Source organism: Paraburkholderia aromaticivorans (assembly GCF_002278075.1).
Lineage (GTDB): Bacteria > Pseudomonadota > Gammaproteobacteria > Burkholderiales > Burkholderiaceae > Paraburkholderia > Paraburkholderia aromaticivorans.
Window position 1 is genome coordinate 2,802,558 of sequence record NZ_CP022989.1, and the last position, 17,559, is coordinate 2,820,116.

Below are 17,559 nucleotides of genomic sequence, written 5' to 3' on the forward strand. Positions count from 1 at the left end.
GGGCCGTGTCGCTGTTTCGGCGAACGGCTGGCGCGGCCCTCAAGAGCCACCCATTTTTCCCCTTTTCAAACAGCGAAATCGCCGTGCGTCTGACCTCGATCAAACTCGCTGGCTTCAAGTCATTCGTCGATCCCACGCATTTCCAGGTCCCCGGCCAGCTTGTCGGCGTGGTCGGACCGAATGGGTGCGGCAAGTCCAACATCATCGACGCCGTGCGCTGGGTGCTCGGCGAATCGCGCGCTTCCGAGTTGCGCGGCGAGTCGATGCAGGACGTGATCTTCAATGGCTCGACCGCGCGCAAGCCGGGTAGCCGCGCCAGCGTCGAACTGGTGTTCGACAACGCCGACGGCCGGGCCGCCGGCCAGTGGGGCCAGTATGCCGAAATCGCCGTGAAACGCGTGCTGACGCGCGACGGCACTTCGAGCTACTACATCAACAATTTGCCGGCGCGTCGCCGGGACATTCAGGACATCTTCCTCGGCACCGGTCTCGGGCCGCGCGCGTACGCGATCATCGGGCAGGGCATGATCGCGCGCCTGATCGAGGCGAAGCCGGAAGAGCTGCGCGTGTTTCTCGAAGAAGCCGCGGGCGTGTCGAAGTACAAGGAACGCCGCCGCGAAACCGAGAACCGGTTGCACGACACGCGCGAGAATCTGACGCGGGTCGAGGACATCGTCCGCGAACTGGGGGCGAACCTCGAGAAGCTGGAAGCGCAGGCGGTGGTCGCCACGCGTTACAAGGAATTGCAGACCGACGGCGAAGAGAAGCAACGGCTCTTGTGGCTGTTGCGCAAGAACGAAGCCGGCAGCGAGCAGGAGCGCCAACAACGCGCGATCGAACAGGCCCAGATCGATCTCGAAGCGCACACCGCGAAGCTGCGCGAAGTCGAAGCGCAACTCGAAACGCTGCGCGTCGCGCATTACTCCGCCAGCGACGCGATGCAGGGCGCGCAAGGCGCGCTCTACGAGGCGAATTCGGAAGTCAGCCGGCTTGAAGCCGAGATCAAGTTCATCGTCGAATCGCGCAATCGCGTGCAGGCGCAGATCGCCGCACTGAATGCGCAGCGTGAGCAGTGGCAATCGCAGGCGCAAAAAGCGCAAGACGATCTGGCGGAGGCCGAAGAACAACTGGCCGTTGCCGAAGAAAAAGCCGCGCTGGCCGAAGACGAAGCCGCCGCCAAGCACGACGCGATGCCCGCGCTCGAAGCGCGCTGGCGCGATGCGCAAACGGAGTTGAACGCCGAGCGCGGCGGGATCGCGCAAACCGAACAGGCGCTCAAGCTCGAAGCCGCGCATCAGCGCAATGCCGATCAGCAATTGCAGCAATTGCAGGCGCGTCACGAGCGTTTGAAGTCGGAAGCAGGCGGTCTCGACGCCCCCGACGAAGCGCAACTCGAAGACTTGCGCATGCAGCTTGCCGAGCACGAGGAAATCCTGCACGACGCGCAAGCGCGGCTCGCCGACGCGCAGGAAACGCTGCCGCGTCTGGACGGCGAGCGCCGCGCCGCGCAGGAGCGCGTGCAGGCCGAAAGCGCGCAGATTCATCAACTCGACGCGCGCCTCGCCGCCCTCAAGCAGTTGCAGGAAAACGTCCAGACCGAAGGCAAGATCCAGCCGTGGCTCGAAAAGCACGAACTGGGCGGCCTGCCGCGTCTGTGGAAAAAGCTGCATGTCGAAGCCGGTTGGGAAACCGCGCTCGAGGCCGTGCTGCGCGAGCGCCTCGCCGCGCTGGAAGTGTCGAACCTCGACTGGGTCAAGGCATTCGCCACCGACGCGCCGCCCGCCAAGCTCGCCTTCTACGCGCCGCCCCTAGCCGGCCAGCCGGCCGCCACGCCGCCTGCATTGCGGCCGCTGCTGTCGCTGGTGCGGATCGACGACGCGGGCATCCGCGCGGTCCTGAACGACTGGCTCGGCCTTGCGTTCGTCGCCGACGATCTGCAGCAGGCGCTCTCCATGCGCTCGCAACTGCCGGAAGGCGGCTCGTTCGTCGTCAAGGCGGGGCATGTGGTGACGCGCGTCGGCGTGCAACTGTATGCCGCCGACTCCGAACAGGCCGGCATGCTGGCGCGTCAGCAGGAAATCGAAAACCTGGCGCGCCAGGTTCGCGCGCAAGCCTTGCGCGCCGACGAGGCGAAGGCCGCCGCGATCCGCGCCGAAGCCGCTCACACGCAAGCCGCCCAGGCATTGACCGACGTGCGCCAGCAGGCGGAGCGCGCCACCCAGCGCGTGCACGCGTTGCAAATGGACGTGCTCAAGCTCACTCAGGCGCACGAGCGTTACACGCAGCGCAGCACGCAGATTCGCGAGGAACTCGCAGAGATCACCGCGCAGATCGAAGAGCAACGCGCGATGCGCGCGGAGTCGGAAGCGAACTTCGAGCGTCACGACGGTGAACTCGCCGAATTGCAGGCGCGTTTCGAAGACCACCAGCTGGCGTTCGAAGCGCTCGACGAAGCACTCACCGCCGCTCGCGGCGAGGCGCGCGATCTCGACCGTGCCGCTACCGACGCGCGCTTTGCCGCGCGCAACGTGGCGAACCGCATCGACGAACTGAAGCGCAGCATTCAGGTCGCGCACGAGCAGAGCGAGCGTGTCGCGGCGTCGCTGGAAGACGCGCGCGCCGAGCTGGAAACCATCAACGAGCAGACCGCGCACACCGGTTTGCAGGACGCGCTCGACATCCGCGCCGTCAAGGAAGAAGCGCTGCACGCCGCGCGCCTCGAACTCGACGACCTCACCGCCAAGCTGCGTGCCGCCGACGAAACGCGTCTCACGGCCGAGCGCGCGCTGCAGCCGCTGCGCGACCGTATCAACGAATTGCAGTTGAAGGAACAGGCGGCGCGCCTGAACGGCGAGCAGTTCATCGAGCAGCTGGCCGCGGCCGGCGTCGACGAGGCGCAGTTGCAGGCCAAGCTCACGCCGGACATGAAGCCGTCGTATCTGCAGGGCGAAGTCACGCGCATCAACAACGCCATCACCGCGCTCGGCCCGGTCAACATGGCCGCGCTCGACGAACTGAAGGCCGCGACCGAGCGCAAGTCGTTCCTCGACTCGCAATCGACCGACCTGAACAGCGCGATCGAAACGCTCGAAGACGCGATCCGCAAGATCGACGCGGAAACGCGTACGCTGTTGCAAGGCACCTTCGACCAGGTGAACCAGCATTTCGGCGAACTGTTCCCGCGTCTTTTCGGCGGCGGCCAGGCGAGACTGATCATGACCGGCGACGAAATTCTCGATGCCGGCGTGCAGGTGATGGCGCAGCCGCCGGGCAAGAAGAATTCGACAATTCACCTGCTGTCGGGCGGCGAAAAAGCGCTGACCGCCACCGCCCTGGTGTTCGCGATGTTCCAGCTCAATCCCGCGCCGTTCTGTCTGCTCGACGAAGTGGACGCGCCGCTCGACGACGCCAATACGGAACGTTTCGCGAACCTTGTGCGGGCGATGTCGGACAAAACCCAGTTCCTTTTCATCTCGCACAACAAGATCGCGATGGAAATGGCGCAGCAATTGATCGGTGTGACCATGCAGGAGCAGGGCGTGTCGCGCATCGTTGCCGTCGACATGGAAACGGCCGCGGGTTTCGCCCAGAATATCGTTTGAGTTGCGCTTGATTTGCGCTTGAATTGCTTTTGAGTCGACATTCGCGGGTGTCCGCGTTCAGCGCAGCGGCCGTTGGCCGCGCGACACGTGAGCCGGGCGTAGAAGCCGCGCAGATAAAAGAATTGCTGATGGAGCATGCATGGACGAGTTGACACTCGGTTTGATCGGCGCGGGTGCCGTGGTGGTCGGGGGCGTGGTCGTGTACAACGCATGGCAGGGCGCGAAGGTGCGCCGCAAGATGCCGCGGCCAATGCCGGCCGACACCGCCGAGAACTTCGCGCGGGACGATCAGGAGGAACAGAGCCCGTTCATCGAGCCGGCCCGGCCGACCACGCGCCGCGAGCCGGTGGTGGGCACCGAAGCGGCAGGAGAAACCGCGGCGGCGCGCGTCGAGCCGACTTTCGGCGGCCCCGCAGCGGCGCCTCTCGATACGCCAGCCGATATCCAGGCCGAGACGGTCACGCCGAACGGCTACCCGGAAGCCGAGGGCACGGCTGAAGCCGAAGCCGGCGACCACGCGCAGGCGGGCAGCGCCGCGCAAGCCGCCCGCCCGGCCGACGAGCCGGCCGAACCGATTCTGCCCGCCGCCACGACGATCTCGTCGGCGCCGCCGGCGATCGTCGATCGCCGCATCGACTGTATCGTGCCGATCCGTTTGAACGGCCCGGTGGCGGGCGACAAGGTGATTCCGCTTGCGCAGCGTCTGCGCCGCGCGGGCAGCAAGCCGGTGCATATCGAGGGCAAGCTCGAAGGCGGCGCGTGGGAACTGCTGCAGAACGGCGCGCGCTATGAAGAGTTGCGTGCGGCCGCGCAATTGGCCAACCGCAGCGGCGCGCTCAACGAACTGGAGTTTTCCGAGTTCGTGACCGGCGTGCAGCAATTCGCGGACGCGCTGGATGCATCGCCGGAATTTCCGGACATGCTGGAAACGGTGGCGATGGCGCGTGAGCTCGACGGCTTTGCCGCGCAGTGCGACGCGCAGCTGTCGATCAACGTGCTCTCCGACGGCGCGCCGTGGTCCGCCAATTACGTGCAGGCGATTGCGTCGCAAGACGGCCTGCTGCTTTCGCGCGACGGTACGCGTTTCGTCAAGCTCGACGCGCGGCAAAGCCCGGTGTTCATGCTGCAGTTCGGCGACACCAACTTCCTGCGCGACGACCTGACCTACAAAGGCGGTCAGATGATCACGCTGGTGCTCGACGTGCCGGTGGCCGACGAAGACATCCTGCCGTTCCGGCTGATGTGCGACTACGCGAAATCGTTGGCCGAGCGCATCGGCGGGCGGGTGGTCGACGACGGCCGGCGGCCGTTGCCGGAAACCGCATTGCTCGCCATCGAAAAGCAACTGATGACGCTCTACGCGAAGCTCGAACAGGCGGGGATTCCGGCCGGCTCGCCGGCCACGCGGCGTTTGTTCAGTCAGTAATTTTTTTAAGTTTTACCAGTGTCACTTGCGGCCGCACGATGTGCGGCCGCTGTCGTTTCAGGCGGCGAGCTCGCGCATGGCGTTCGAGCGGACGCGCCGCGCGCCGAAACTGGCCATTCGGCCGATGTAAAGGGGCACGCTTCCTGCGATAATCCAATGTCTGAATTTCACTGAAGAACCTTCCGACAGCATGGCCCCAACCCCCGTCTCACCCTCCGCAAGCAGTGCCCCGGCAGAGCGCGCCGCGTGGCTGCGCGCGGAACTCGAACGCGCCAATTACGCGTACTACGTGCTCGACCAGCCGGACCTGCCCGACGCGGAATACGACAGGCTGTTCAAGGAACTCGAGCGCATCGAGACGGAACATCCCGACCTGATCGTGCCGGATTCGCCTACTCAGCGAGTGGGCGGCGAGGCGGCCAGCGGTTTCGAGCCGGTCGTGCACGACCAGCCCATGCTGTCGCTGAACAACGGTTTCGCGGACGAAGACATCGTCGCGTTCGACAAACGCGTCGGTGACGCGCTCGGCAAGAATACGAACGAGCCCCCGGTGCCGGTCGACTACGCGGCCGAGCTGAAATTCGACGGTCTCGCCATTTCGCTGCGTTACGTCGACGGCGTATTCGTTCAGGCGTCCACGCGCGGCGACGGCACGACCGGCGAGAACGTCACCGAAAACGTCCGCACGATCCGCTCCATTCCGCTCAAGCTCAAGGGCAAACGCGTGCCGCGCGTGCTCGACGTGCGCGGCGAAGTGTTGATGTTCAAGCGCGATTTCGAGCGCCTGAACGATCGCCAGCGAGCCGCGGAGCAGAAGGAGTTTGCCAATCCGCGCAATGCGGCGGCGGGCAGTTTGCGGCAGCTCGATTCGAAGATCACCGCGCAGCGGCCGCTGTCGTTCTTTGCATATGGAATCGGCGTGCTCGAAGGCATGGAGATGCCGGCTACCCATAGTGAACTGCTCGACTGGTACAAGGAGCTCGGCTTGCCGGTGAACGGCGAGCGGGCGGTGGTGCAGGGCGCCGAGGGTTTGCTGGGCTTTTTTCACGCCGTTGGCGAGAAGCGCGAGAAGCTGCCGTACGACATCGACGGCGTGGTTTACAAGGTCAACCGGCGCGATGAGCAGGAGGCGCTCGGTTTCGTGTCGCGCGCTCCGCGTTTCGCGCTGGCGCATAAATTCCCCGCCCAGGAAGCGCTGACCAGACTCGTCGCGATCGACGTGCAGGTCGGCCGCACCGGCGCGATCACGCCGGTGGCGCGACTCGAACCGGTGTTCGTCGGCGGCGCGACGGTCACGAACGCCACGCTGCACAACGAAGACGAAGTGCGGCGCAAGGACATCCGCATCGGCGACACGGTGATCGTGCGGCGCGCTGGCGACGTGATTCCCGAAGTGGTGAGCGCGCTGCTCGACCGGCGTCCCGACGACGCCCGCGAATTCGTCATGCCCACGCAATGCCCGGTGTGCGGCTCGAATATCGAGCGGCTGCCCGACGAGGCGATTGCGCGCTGTACCGGCGGCCTGTTCTGTCCGGCGCAGCGCAAGCAGGCGCTGTGGCATTTCGCGCAGCGGCGCGCGCTGGATATCGACGGCCTGGGCGAAAAGATCATCGATCAACTTGTCGAGCAGAATCTGGTGCGCACACCGGCCGATCTGTTCAACCTCGGCTTCGCGACGCTCGCCGAACTCGACCGCTTTGCCGAAAAGTCCGCGCAGAACCTGCTCGACTCGCTTGAAAAGGCCAAGCACACCACGTTGGCGCGCTTCATCTACGCGCTCGGTATTCGCCATGTGGGCGAGTCGACGGCGAAAGACCTGGCCAGGCACTTCGGCTCGCTGGATCCGATCATGGACGCGTCGGTGGAAGCCTTGCTGGAAGTCAACGACGTCGGGCCGGTAGTGGCCGAGTCGATTCATCAGTTCTTCGCCGAAGAGCACAACCGCACGGTGATCGAGCAGTTGCGCGCGCCGGGCCGGGTCACGTGGCCGGAGGGGCCGCCCGCGCCCAAAGCGCCGCAAGGCGTGCTGGCCGGCAAGACGGTGGTGTTGACCGGCACCTTGCCGAGCCTCGCCCGCGAAGAAGCGAAGGAAATGCTGGAAGCAGCGGGCGCGAAAGTGGCTGGATCCGTGTCGAAGAAAACGGATTATGTGGTGGCGGGGGCCGAAGCGGGCAGCAAGTTGGCCAAGGCCGAGGAACTCGGCATCCCCGTACTCGACGAAGATGGTATGCGTAAGCTCCTGGAGGGGCAGTTATGATCCGCGAAATTCTCAAGATGGGCGATCCGCGCCTGTTGCGCATTGCCGATCCGGTCGATCACTTCGACACGCCCGAACTGCATGAACTCGTGAAGGACATGTTCGAGACCATGCACGACGCCAACGGCGCGGGCCTCGCCGCGCCGCAGATCGGCGTCAATCTGCAGGTGGTGATCTTCGGCTTCGGCCACAACGAGCGCTATCCGGACGCGCCGCCAGTGCCGGAAACGGTGCTGATCAATCCGACCATCACGCCGGTTTCGCAGGACATGGAAGAGGGCTGGGAAGGCTGCCTGTCGGTGCCGGGACTGCGCGGCGCGGTGAGCCGGTTTTCGATGATCAAGTACCACGGCTTCGACCAGTACGGCAAACCGATCGATCGCGTCGCGGAGGGTTTTCACGCGCGCGTCGTGCAGCACGAGTGCGATCACCTGATCGGCAAGTTGTATCCCATGCGGATCAACGACTTCGCGAAGTTCGGCTTCACGGAAGTGCTGTTTCCGGATATGGATCCGAATAGCGACGATTGACCCTCTTTGCCGTGGCTACGTGTTCTAAAAATGCGTGCGTGTTGCCGGGCTATCAGGTGATGCCAGCCCAGCGTCGCTCAGGCTGACGGGTGGCTGGGTGGCGGAAAGGCCGGCTCATTAGCAAACAACCCCACGTTCTCGAAAAAACGCGGGGTTGTTTTTTTGCGCCGCCTTGCTAGCGGCCGGGGTGAGGATTTAACCGCGCCCTCCGCATCCGGCTCACAGCGTCAGAACGATTCGTCGGCTGAGAGGTAGCGCCATTGCCCAGGCGGCAACGCGCCCAGCATCACGTGGCCCATCCGTACGCGTTTCAGGCCGATCACTTCGAGGCCGACCAGTTCGCACATGCGGCGAATCTGGCGCTTCTTGCCTTCACGCAGCACGAAACGCAATTGCTCGCCGTTTTGCCAGCTCACCTGCGCGGGCTTGAGCGGCACATCGTCGAGCGAAAGGCCGTGTCGCAGCAGCGCGAGGCTCTCCGGCGGGAAGTGGCTTTCGACATCGGTGGTGTGCTCGCCGAACGCCACGCGCACGAGATACTCCTTGTCGATCTCAGAATGACCGCCGATCAGCTGCTTCGCGATACGGCCGTCCTGCGTCAGCACGAGCAGGCCCGTCGAATCGATATCCAGACGGCCCGCCGGCGCGAGCTGGCGCAAGTGCGCAACCGAGAAGCGGATGCCCGAGCGGTCGCCTTCCCAGCGGTTCTCCGGCGTGACCAGCGTAATGGCCGGCTGATAGCCGTCTTCCGCCTGACCCGAGACGAAACCCACCGTCTTGTGGATCAGCACGGTCACCTGGCTTGCCTGCGCGGCCTCCGCAGCGGGGTCGATCTCGATGCGCTGGTCCGGGCGCACCTTGGTGCCGAGCGTGTCGATGCGCTCGCCGTCCACCATCACCCAGCCTTTTTCGATCCATTCGTCGGCTTCCCGGCGTGAACACAGGCCGAGTTCGGACATCAGCTTGGACAGGCGCAGGGTGCCCGGCGCGTCTTCGTAATCGCGACGCGGTGTACGCGGCGCGGCATCGGTTCCGCTCTCGCGCTCGGCTCGTGCCGAGGCCCGCGGCTTGTCGGCGCGCGCGGGACGGTCGTCGCCGAAGCGGCGTCCGGCGGCCGGCAACGTCTTGTCGAAGCTGCGGGCAGGGCGTTCGCCACGGTCGGTGCGTTCCGCGCCGCGCGCCGGACGATCGCCGAATTCACGTTTGGCCGGAGCGCGTTCGTCGCGCGGAGCGCGTGCGGGACGCTCGGAGCGGTCGCCGTAGCCGCTTTTGACGGGCTTGGCAAAGCTGCGCTCGCCACGTTCGGATGAACCGCGCTCGCCTTCGAAACGGCGTGGCGCGCTGTCGCTGCGCGGCCCACGCTCGCCAGCGTGGCGCTCCTGCGGAGCGCCACGGTCGCTGCCGAAGCGCGGACGCTCGGATGCATCGCGTTCACGGCGCTCCGGACGCGCACCGCGCGGCGCACCGTCTGAAGCGCGGCCCGCGCCTGGGCGCGCACCGCTGAATGGACGGCGTTCGCCGTCCTCGCGCCGCGGGGCGCGGTCGCCGAAGCTGCGCGGAGCGCGTTCGCCGCGCTCGGCGCTGCCTTCGAAGCGACGGGGCGCGCGTTCAGCACGCTCGCCGGTTTCGCGGCGCGGGGCACGCTCGCCTCGATCTGAACTACCTTCAAAACGACGCGGCGGACGATCGCCTCGCTCGCCCGCGCCTTCAAAACGCCGGGGCGCCCGCTCGCCGCGCTCACCGCCTTCGGCACGGCGCGCAGTCCGTTCGCCGCGCTCGCTTGCGCCTTCGAAACGGCGCGGTGCGCCCCCGGAGCGGTCGCCGCCGCCCTCAAACCGGCGCGGTGCGCGTTCGCTGTCCGCCCTGCGCGGTGCACGTTCGCTGCGCTCACCGCTACCTTCAAAGCGGCGCGGCGCGCGTTCACCACGTTCAGCATCATCCCGGCGCGGCGCACGCTCGCCAGCGCCTTCGAAACGGCGCGGCGGCCGATCCGACGGCGCGCGCCGTGCGCCACCGGCATCCCGCTCGCGCGAAAACGACCCTTCAGCCCTGGCGGGGCGCGCACCGGCACCGGCCGGCTTGCCGCTGCCTGCCGGCCGCTTGCCAGCGCCCGCGGCACCAGCGCCTTCGCCTCGCGCGCCGCTCGATCCCGGCGTTGCCGGCCGGGGGCCCGCCGGCCGCGTCGGCTTACGCGCCGAGGTGCTTCCGGTACGGACAGGGGCGCGTTCGGACGAAGCCGGCCGCGGGTGCTTGGCTGTTAATTTGACTCGCATGAAATCTCACACTGCAATCGCGCGCAGCAGTTCGGTCTCGACCTGAATTTGCAGACGGCTGTCAGACAGGCCGCGTCCATCGAGCAGGAACACGTCTTCGACACGTTCGCCGAGCGTATTGATCCGCGCCGAAGCGACGCCGACCCGATGCTCGGCCAGCACGCGCGCGATCGAATAAAGAAGGCCCGGCCGGTCGTTCGCCGACACGGATAGGATGTAGTATTGGCCGCGCTCGTCGGCCCGAAGATCGACACGCGGCGTAACAGGAAAGGTCCGCGACAGCCGGCCTTTCGACGGTCCCGGAAGCAGGGTGCCGTCACCGGTGAGGCGGGCGGTCAGTTCCTGTTCGACCAGATTGGCAATATCGCGATAATGCACGTCTTCTTCGGTATGCGCGACGAGGAAATTATCGAGCGCGTACCCGTGACGGGTCGTGCTGACCCGCGCATCGAGCACCGACAGGCCATTGCGGTCGAAATACGCGCAAATGCCGGCGAACAGATCGGGCTGATCCTTCACATAGACCAGCACCTGGAGCGCCTCGCCGATCGGCGAAGGGCGGGCCCGCACGATCGGCGTCGGCGTTTCGACGTGGCGGTACAGCACACGCGTTTGCCACGCGATATCCGCCGCGTCGTGACGCAGGAAATAGCCGATGTCGAGCTTGTCCCACAGCGCCTTTTGCGCGCCTTCCGGCACGGTTTCGAGGCGCAGCAGCGCCAACGCTTCTTCCTGGCGCGACTTCAGCTCCGAATGCGCATCCGGCCGCGCGCCGCCGAGCACGGCGAGCGTGGCGCGGTACAGATCCTCGAGCAATTTGCCTTTCCAGGTGTTCCAGACTTTCGGGCTGGTGCCGCGAATATCGGCCACCGTCAGCAGGTAAAGCGCCGTGAGGCGGCGCTCGGTGCCGACCAGTTCGGCGAATCGCTTGATGACTTCCGGGTCGCTCGTATCCTGCTTCTGCGCGACCTGGCTCATGGTCAGATGCTGCTGGACCAGCCACACGACCAGTTCGCCGTCCTCGCCCGGAATGCCGTGATTGCGGCAGAAGCGCCGCGCGTCGGCCATGCCTAGCGTGGAGTGGTCGCCGCCGCGCCCCTTGGCGATATCGTGAAACAGTGCGGCCACGTACAGTACCCACGGCCGGTCGAAGTTCGCGATCAACTGGCTGCAGAACGGATATTCGTGCGCGTGCTCGGCCACGGCGAAACGCCGCAGATTGCGCAGCACCATCAGAATGTGCTGGTCGACGGTGTAGACGTGATACAGATCGTGCTGCATCTGCCCGACAATGCGCCGGAAGTTCAGCAGATAGCGCCCGAGCACGCTGGTCTGGTTCATCAGGCGCAGCGCGTGGGTGATGCCGGCCGGCTGCTTCAGGATGTCCATGAAGAGACGCCGGTTTTCCGGATCCCGCCGCCAGTGCTGATCCATCACGTCGCGGGCGTTGTAGATCGCGCGCAGCGTGCGTGCCGACAGGCCTTTCACGCCGGGCGTCTGTTCGTAGAGCAGGAAAGCCTCGAGGATCGCGTTCGGTTCGCGCTGGAACACGTCGTCGCTGGCGATTTCCAGCATGCCCTGCTTCTCGACGAAGCGGTCCGACAACACCCGCGTAATGCCGCTCGTGCTGGGGAAAAGCTGCGCTTCAATGTTCTGGATCAGGATCGTGGCGAGCTGCGTGACAGCCTTGGCCGACCAGTAATAGCGGCGCATGAGCTGTTCGCTCGCGCGCTTGGTGGCGGTCGGCTTGTAGCCGAAGCTCTCGGCCACCGCCGTTTGCAGGTCGAACACCATGATGTCCTGGCGACGTCCGGCGATCACATGCAGCCGCGCACGCAGCGACTTCAGGAAGCCTTCGTTGCGGCGCAGCTCACGCGCTTCGCGCTCGGTGATCAGGCCGCGTGCTTCGAGCTCGCGCCAGCTGCTGCCGAAGCCGGCCGCCTGGGTGATCCACAGAATCAGCTGCAGATCGCGCAGGCCGCCCGGGCTTTCCTTGATGTTGGGTTCGAGCGAGTAGGGCGTGTCCTGAAACTTGGCGTGGCGCTGGCGCATTTCCAGCACTTTTGCCTGGAAAAAGGCCTTGGGATCGAGCGCTTCGCGATAACGTTTCGCAAAGTCGGCGAACAACTCGGCGCTACCGGTAATGCGCCTCGCTTCGAGTAGCGAGGTACGCACGGTGACGTCGTTGTCGGCTTCATCGAGACATTGCGATACGCTGCGCACGCTGCTGCCCAGTTCCAGCCCCAAATCCCAGGCAAGGCTGATAAAGCGTTCGATGCGGGCTTCCAGATGCCCGATCGGCGCATCGGGCAGCAACACCAGAATGTCGATGTCGGAATGCGGCGCCAGCTCGCCGCGCCCGTAGCCGCCCACCGCCAGCAAGGCCAGCTCGGCCGGCAGGTCGCAGGTGTGCCAGGCGGCGCGCAGCGAATCGTCGGTGGCGCGAGCCAGCGCGGCCATCAACGCGTCGACGTTGGTGGCCGTCCTGAAGCGTTCCAGCAGTTGGGCTTTGGCCACTTTGTACTCCGCCTTGAGTGACCTGGCAGGGGATTGGGCGAGGGCTGGAACACTACTCATTGGCAGGCGCGAGGTGAGTTCGGAAGTCGTTCAGGCGGTGGCCGCGACGACCGGCGGACGCGCGGGCGTGCCGGCGGAAACGGTCAGCACGTCGTAGCCGGTTTCGGTGACGAGCACGGTATGCTCCCACTGCGCCGACAGGCTGCGGTCTTTCGTTTTGACGGTCCACTGGTCCGGCATGGTGCGGATGTCGCGGCGGCCGGCGTTGATCATCGGCTCGATCGTAAAGATCATGCCGGTTTGCAGCTCGAGCCCGGTGCCGGGGCGGCCGTAGTGCAGGATCTGCGGGTCTTCGTGGAACACCGTGCCGATGCCGTGACCGCAATATTCGCGCACCACGCTGTAGCCCTGGCCTTCCGCATGCTTCTGGATCGCATAGCCGATATCGCCGAGATGGGCGCCCGGACGCACCTGGTCAATGCCGAGCCACATGCATTCGAAGGTGGTCTGAACCAGACGTTTGGCCAGGATCGAGCCTTCGCCGACGATGAACATGCGGCTGGTGTCGCCGAAATAGCCTTCCTTGATGACGGTGACGTCGATGTTCAGCGCATCGCCGTTCTTCAGGGTCTTGTCGCCGGGAATGCCGTGGCAGATCACGTCGTTGACGGAAATGCAGGTGGCTTTCGGATAGGGCGGGTAGCCGGGCGGCTGATAGTTCAGCGGCGCCGGGATCGTGCCCTGTTCCTTCAGCATGTATTCGTGGCACAGGCGGTCGAGTTCGCCGGTCGTGACGCCGGCCGTGACGAACGGCGTGATGTAGTCGAGCACTTCGCTCGCCAGTTTGCAGGCGACGCGCATCTGCGCGATATCGTGTTCGTTTTTGAGCGTAATAGCCATGAGTCGGGCCTGAAATGCGATTTATTGCGAGATTATCGCACCATATTCCGGCTGCCGCAGGCTTTTGCGACCAGGGTGGAGCCTGTCGGGAGCCCGAAAGACGGGGCCCGGAACAGGTCCTGCGAGCTTGCGCGTTCCGCAGGCGGTGCGGGCGTCGCCCGATGTCGAGGCGGGCCGCGGCCGGCTGCACCTTGCCGGGCCGGCTCGAAGCGGCTCGAAGCGGCTATATGAATTCGACGGCCGGGACGCGGGTGCAACCGGCGCGGCAGACGGGAGCTACCGGGGCAGGTTGAGTCGTGCAATAGTCGCGTGCTATAATCTTCGGCTAAGTCGATCTCTGTCTTGCTTTATCGCTTCTATGGGGCGATAAAGCAGCAATAAAGTGGCAGGATTAAAGTGGCAGGATAAGTGGCAGGATTGGCTTCTCATGGCGCTGGTTGCCTGCGCCATGAGGTGGGAAAGCAAGACAAGGCAACAGACTCGCAAGCCGGCGCACCCAGGGTGTCCGCCGCGTTCAGCCAAAGATACAGAAATGGCAACGCGGCCGATACGGCAGCCGGCTTAAGACCCAACCCTCGCGGAGATTTTCATGGCAGTTACCATGCGTCAAATGCTGGAAGCCGGTGTCCACTTCGGTCACCAAACGCGCTTCTGGAACCCGAAGATGGCCCCGTTCATTTTCGGTCATCGCAACAAGATTCACATCATCAACCTCGAAAAGACGCTGCCGATGTACAACGACGCGCTGAAGTACGCGCGTCAACTGGCAGCGAACCGCGGCACGATCCTGTTCGTGGGCACGAAGCGTCAGTCGCGCGACACGATCGCTGAAGAAGCGCAACGCGCTGGCATGCCGTACGTCAACGCACGCTGGCTCGGCGGCATGCTGACCAACTTCAAGACGCTGAAGGTCTCGATCAAGCGCCTGAAGGACATGGAAGCCGCGCTGGAAGCAGGCGAAACCGAGCGCATGAGCAAGAAGGAAGCGCTCCTGTTCGAACGCGAAATGGCCAAGCTGCAAAAGTCGATCGGCGGCGTGAAGGACATGGGCGGCATTCCGGACGCGATCTTCGTGGTCGACGTCGGCTACCACAAGATTGCCGTGACCGAAGCCAACAAGCTCGGCATTCCGGTCATCGCCGTGGTCGACACGAACCACTCGCCGGAAGGCATCGATTACGTGATTCCGGGTAACGACGACGCCTCCAAGGCTGTCGCTCTGTACACGGCTGGCGTGGCTGACGCGATCGTCGAAGGCCGTGCGAACGCGGTCAACGAAGTGGTGCAGGCTGCACGTGGCGGCGACGGCGACGAGTTCGTCGAGGTCAACGCGGAAGCGTAAAGCTGCCCCGTGTCCGGCAAAAAAGGGGGCTTTCTACAGGCCCCCTTTTTTTAAGCCGCGACATCGTAGTAGGGCGCTGCCGGCAGTCTCTCCCGAGCGGTGCCCAGGCGTTGTCCGCAAAAATGCACGCACAACGCTGAAACGAATTCTTGCCGCCGGCATCGAAGTGCGGGCGGCGTGTGACAGACGGAACTCAAGGAGCAAATGATGGCGGCAATTACCGCAAGCATGGTTGCAGAACTGCGCGCAAAGACCGACGCGCCGATGATGGAATGCAAGAAGGCGCTGACGGAAGCCGACGGCGACATGGCGCGCGCTGAAGAGCTGCTGCGCGTGAAGCTGGGCAACAAGGCCAGCAAGGCAGCGTCGCGCGTGACGGCTGAAGGCGTGGTCGCATCGTTCATCGGCGGCAACGCGGGTTCGCTGGTCGAGCTGAACTGCGAAACCGACTTCGTTTCGAAGAACGACGACTTCCTCGCTTTCTCGAAGAAGGTCGCCGAGCTGGTCGCCACGCAAAACCCGGCTGACGTTGCCGCTCTGTCGGCACTGCCGCTGGACGGCTCGACGGTCGACGCAGTGCGCCTCGCGCTGGTCGGCAAGATCGGCGAAAACCTGTCGATCCGCCGTTTCGTGCGTTTCGACACCGCCAACAAGCTGGCAGCGTACCTGCACGGCACGCGTATCGGCGTGCTGGTCGAGTACACGGGCGCAGACGAGCAGGTCGGCAAGGACGTGGCGATGCACATCGCCGCAATGAAGCCGGTGTCGCTGTCGTCGGACGACGTGCCGGCGGATCTGATCGCCAAGGAACGCAGCATCGCCGAGCAGAAGGCCGCGGAATCGGGCAAGCCGGCTGAAATCGTCGCCAAGATGGTTGACGGCAGCGTGCAGAAGTATCTGAAGGAAGTGTCGCTGCTGAACCAGACGTTCGTTAAGAACGACAAGCAGACGATCGAACAGATGCTGAAGGCCGGCAACGCGAGCGTGCAGAAGTTCGCGCTGTTCGTGGTCGGCGAAGGCATCGAGAAGAAGCAGGACGACTTCGCTGCTGAAGTGGCCGCTCAAGTCGCTGCTGCAAAGCAACAATAAGTTTCACCTAAGCATCACTGTTGTATCGTTGGACCCGCGGCGAAGCAAGACTTTGCCGCGGTCGGCAGCGCCGCAAGGCTGCGCGCGGGTTGACCCTCGCCGCGCGGCCGCCGCTGGCGAACCCCAGGGTTCGTCAATTTGGCGACGCTTGCCCGAATCAGCATTTCACCCCTACATTAGTCCCTTGTTGTTGCCCTGTTCTGCGCGATCTGGATACCCCTATGCCCACTGCCTATAAACGCGTCCTGCTCAAACTCTCCGGTGAAGCCCTGATGGGCGACGATGCTTTCGGCATCAATCGCGCGACCATCGAACGAATGGTGGCGGACGTGGCCGAAGTGGTCCGTCTCGGAACGCAGCTGGCCGTGGTGATCGGCGGCGGCAATATTTTCCGCGGCGTCGCAGGTGGTGCGGCGGGTATGGATCGCGCTACGGCCGACTACATGGGCATGCTGGCCACCATGATGAACGCCCTGGCGCTGCAGGACGCGATGCGCCACGCCGGCATCGAGGCGCGCGTGCAATCGGCGCTGCGCATGGACCAGGTCGTCGAGCCGTATATCCGGCCCCGCGCGATTCGCCAGCTCGAAGAAGGCAAAGTCGTGATTTTCGCGGCCGGCACCGGCAACCCGTTTTTCACGACTGATACGGCCGCCGCGCTGCGTGGCTCGGAAATCGGCGCGGAAGTCGTGTTGAAAGCAACCAAGGTGGACGGCGTCTATTCCGCCGACCCGAAGAAAGACCCGAGCGCGACCCGTTACACCACGATCAGCTTCGACGAGGCAATCGGCCGCAATCTGCAGGTCATGGACGCCACGGCGTTCGCACTGTGCCGCGACCAGAAGCTGCCGATCCGTGTGTTTTCGATCGTCAAGCCGGGCGCGCTCAAGCGCATCGTACAAGGTGAGGACGAAGGCACCCTCGTCCACGTGTAAACTCTCGTTCACATAACGTGGGCTTTGACGCGAGCCCGGGTCGCCGCATCTTGCGCGCGCTGGCCGGCTCGCACCGTTTTGAAGGTTCGGAGGTTTAAAAATGTCTGTGGCTGATATCAGGAAGGGCGCTGAACAAAAGATGCAGCGCTCCATCGACGCGTTCAAGAACGACCTGTCGAAGATCCGCACGGGCCGTGCGCACACGGGCCTGCTCGATCATATTCAGTGCGATTACTACGGTTCGCCGGTGCCGATTTCGCAAGTCGCGAACCTGACGCTGATCGACGCCCGCACGATCGGCGTGCAGCCGTGGGAAAAGAAGATGGTTCAGGTGGTCGAGAAGGCGATTCGCGAGTCGGATCTCGGCCTGAACCCCGCCACGCAAGGCGACGTGATTCGCGTGCCGATGCCCGCGCTGACCGAAGAACGCCGCCGCGAGCTGACCAAAGTGGTCAAGAGCGAAGCGGAAACGGCCAAGATCGCCGTGCGTAACCTGCGTCGTGATGCGAACGAGCAACTGAAAAAGCTCGTCAAAGACAAGGAAATTTCGGAAGACGACGAGCGTCGTGCCGGTGACGACGTTCAGAAGCTGACGGACAAGTTCGTCGCGGAAATCGACAAACTCGTCGTGACGAAAGAAGCCGAGATCATGACGGTCTGAGGCCGTCCGCCTCTTAAGAAAACGCCG

11 protein-coding genes are annotated in these 17,559 nt (G+C 64.6%); 8 read left to right on the plus strand and 3 right to left on the minus strand.

What is annotated here, in order from left to right:
* Positions 1–83: 83 nt before the first annotated feature.
* The 4 genes from smc (at position 84) to def (ending at position 7,815) form a co-directional block, all read left to right on the plus strand.
* Positions 84–3,602, plus strand: a complete 3,519-nt coding sequence (gene smc / locus CJU94_RS12830; RefSeq protein WP_095420334.1) for a chromosome segregation protein SMC — start codon at positions 84–86, stop codon at positions 3,600–3,602.
* A gap of 139 nt (positions 3,603–3,741) precedes the next feature.
* Positions 3,742–5,028 (plus strand): cell division protein ZipA C-terminal FtsZ-binding domain-containing protein, encoded by a 1,287-nt coding sequence (locus CJU94_RS12835; protein WP_095418993.1) that lies wholly within the window; start codon positions 3,742–3,744, stop codon positions 5,026–5,028.
* A 190-nt stretch (positions 5,029–5,218) separates the two neighbouring features.
* The gene (gene ligA / locus CJU94_RS12840) at positions 5,219–7,285 is read left to right on the plus strand and encodes an NAD-dependent DNA ligase LigA (RefSeq protein ID WP_095418994.1); all 2,067 of its coding nucleotides are present in this window, start codon (positions 5,219–5,221) and stop codon (positions 7,283–7,285) included.
* Entirely contained in the window at positions 7,282–7,815 is a 534-nt protein-coding gene (def, locus tag CJU94_RS12845; RefSeq protein ID WP_007181426.1) for a peptide deformylase, read from the plus strand. The genes ligA and def overlap by 4 nt, the downstream gene beginning before the upstream one ends.
* A gap of 227 nt (positions 7,816–8,042) precedes the next feature.
* Here def and CJU94_RS12850 read toward each other — a convergent pair whose 3' ends face one another.
* Genes CJU94_RS12850 through map form a run of 3 tightly spaced genes read right to left on the minus strand, consistent with a single transcriptional unit; the run spans position 8,043 to position 13,505 of the window.
* The gene (locus CJU94_RS12850) at positions 8,043–10,088 is read right to left on the minus strand and encodes a pseudouridine synthase (RefSeq protein ID WP_095418995.1); all 2,046 of its coding nucleotides are present in this window, start codon (positions 10,086–10,088) and stop codon (positions 8,043–8,045) included.
* Positions 10,089–10,094: 6 nt separating this feature from the next.
* The gene (locus CJU94_RS12855) at positions 10,095–12,665 is read right to left on the minus strand and encodes a [protein-PII] uridylyltransferase (protein ID WP_095418996.1); all 2,571 of its coding nucleotides are present in this window, start codon (positions 12,663–12,665) and stop codon (positions 10,095–10,097) included.
* 30 nt (positions 12,666–12,695) lie between these two features.
* The gene (gene map / locus CJU94_RS12860; protein ID WP_095418997.1) at positions 12,696–13,505 is read right to left on the minus strand and encodes a type I methionyl aminopeptidase; all 810 of its coding nucleotides are present in this window, start codon (positions 13,503–13,505) and stop codon (positions 12,696–12,698) included.
* Between the two features lie 589 nt (positions 13,506–14,094).
* On the opposite strand from map, the gene rpsB reads away from it, so the two are divergent.
* From rpsB to frr, 4 genes are all read left to right on the plus strand, one after another.
* The gene (rpsB, locus tag CJU94_RS12865) at positions 14,095–14,847 is read left to right on the plus strand and encodes a 30S ribosomal protein S2 (RefSeq protein ID WP_007181432.1); all 753 of its coding nucleotides are present in this window, start codon (positions 14,095–14,097) and stop codon (positions 14,845–14,847) included.
* 207 nt (positions 14,848–15,054) lie between these two features.
* Entirely contained in the window at positions 15,055–15,936 is an 882-nt protein-coding gene (tsf, locus tag CJU94_RS12870) for a translation elongation factor Ts (RefSeq protein ID WP_091793333.1), read from the plus strand.
* Between the two features lie 221 nt (positions 15,937–16,157).
* A complete protein-coding gene (gene pyrH, locus CJU94_RS12875) occupies positions 16,158–16,871 on the plus strand; it encodes a UMP kinase (protein WP_011488865.1) in 714 nt (237 codons plus the stop codon).
* 100 nt (positions 16,872–16,971) lie between these two features.
* On the plus strand, positions 16,972–17,532 hold the full coding sequence (gene frr, locus CJU94_RS12880) for a ribosome recycling factor (RefSeq protein WP_095418998.1): 561 nt from the start codon (positions 16,972–16,974) through the stop codon (positions 17,530–17,532).
* Positions 17,533–17,559: the final 27 nt, after the last annotated feature.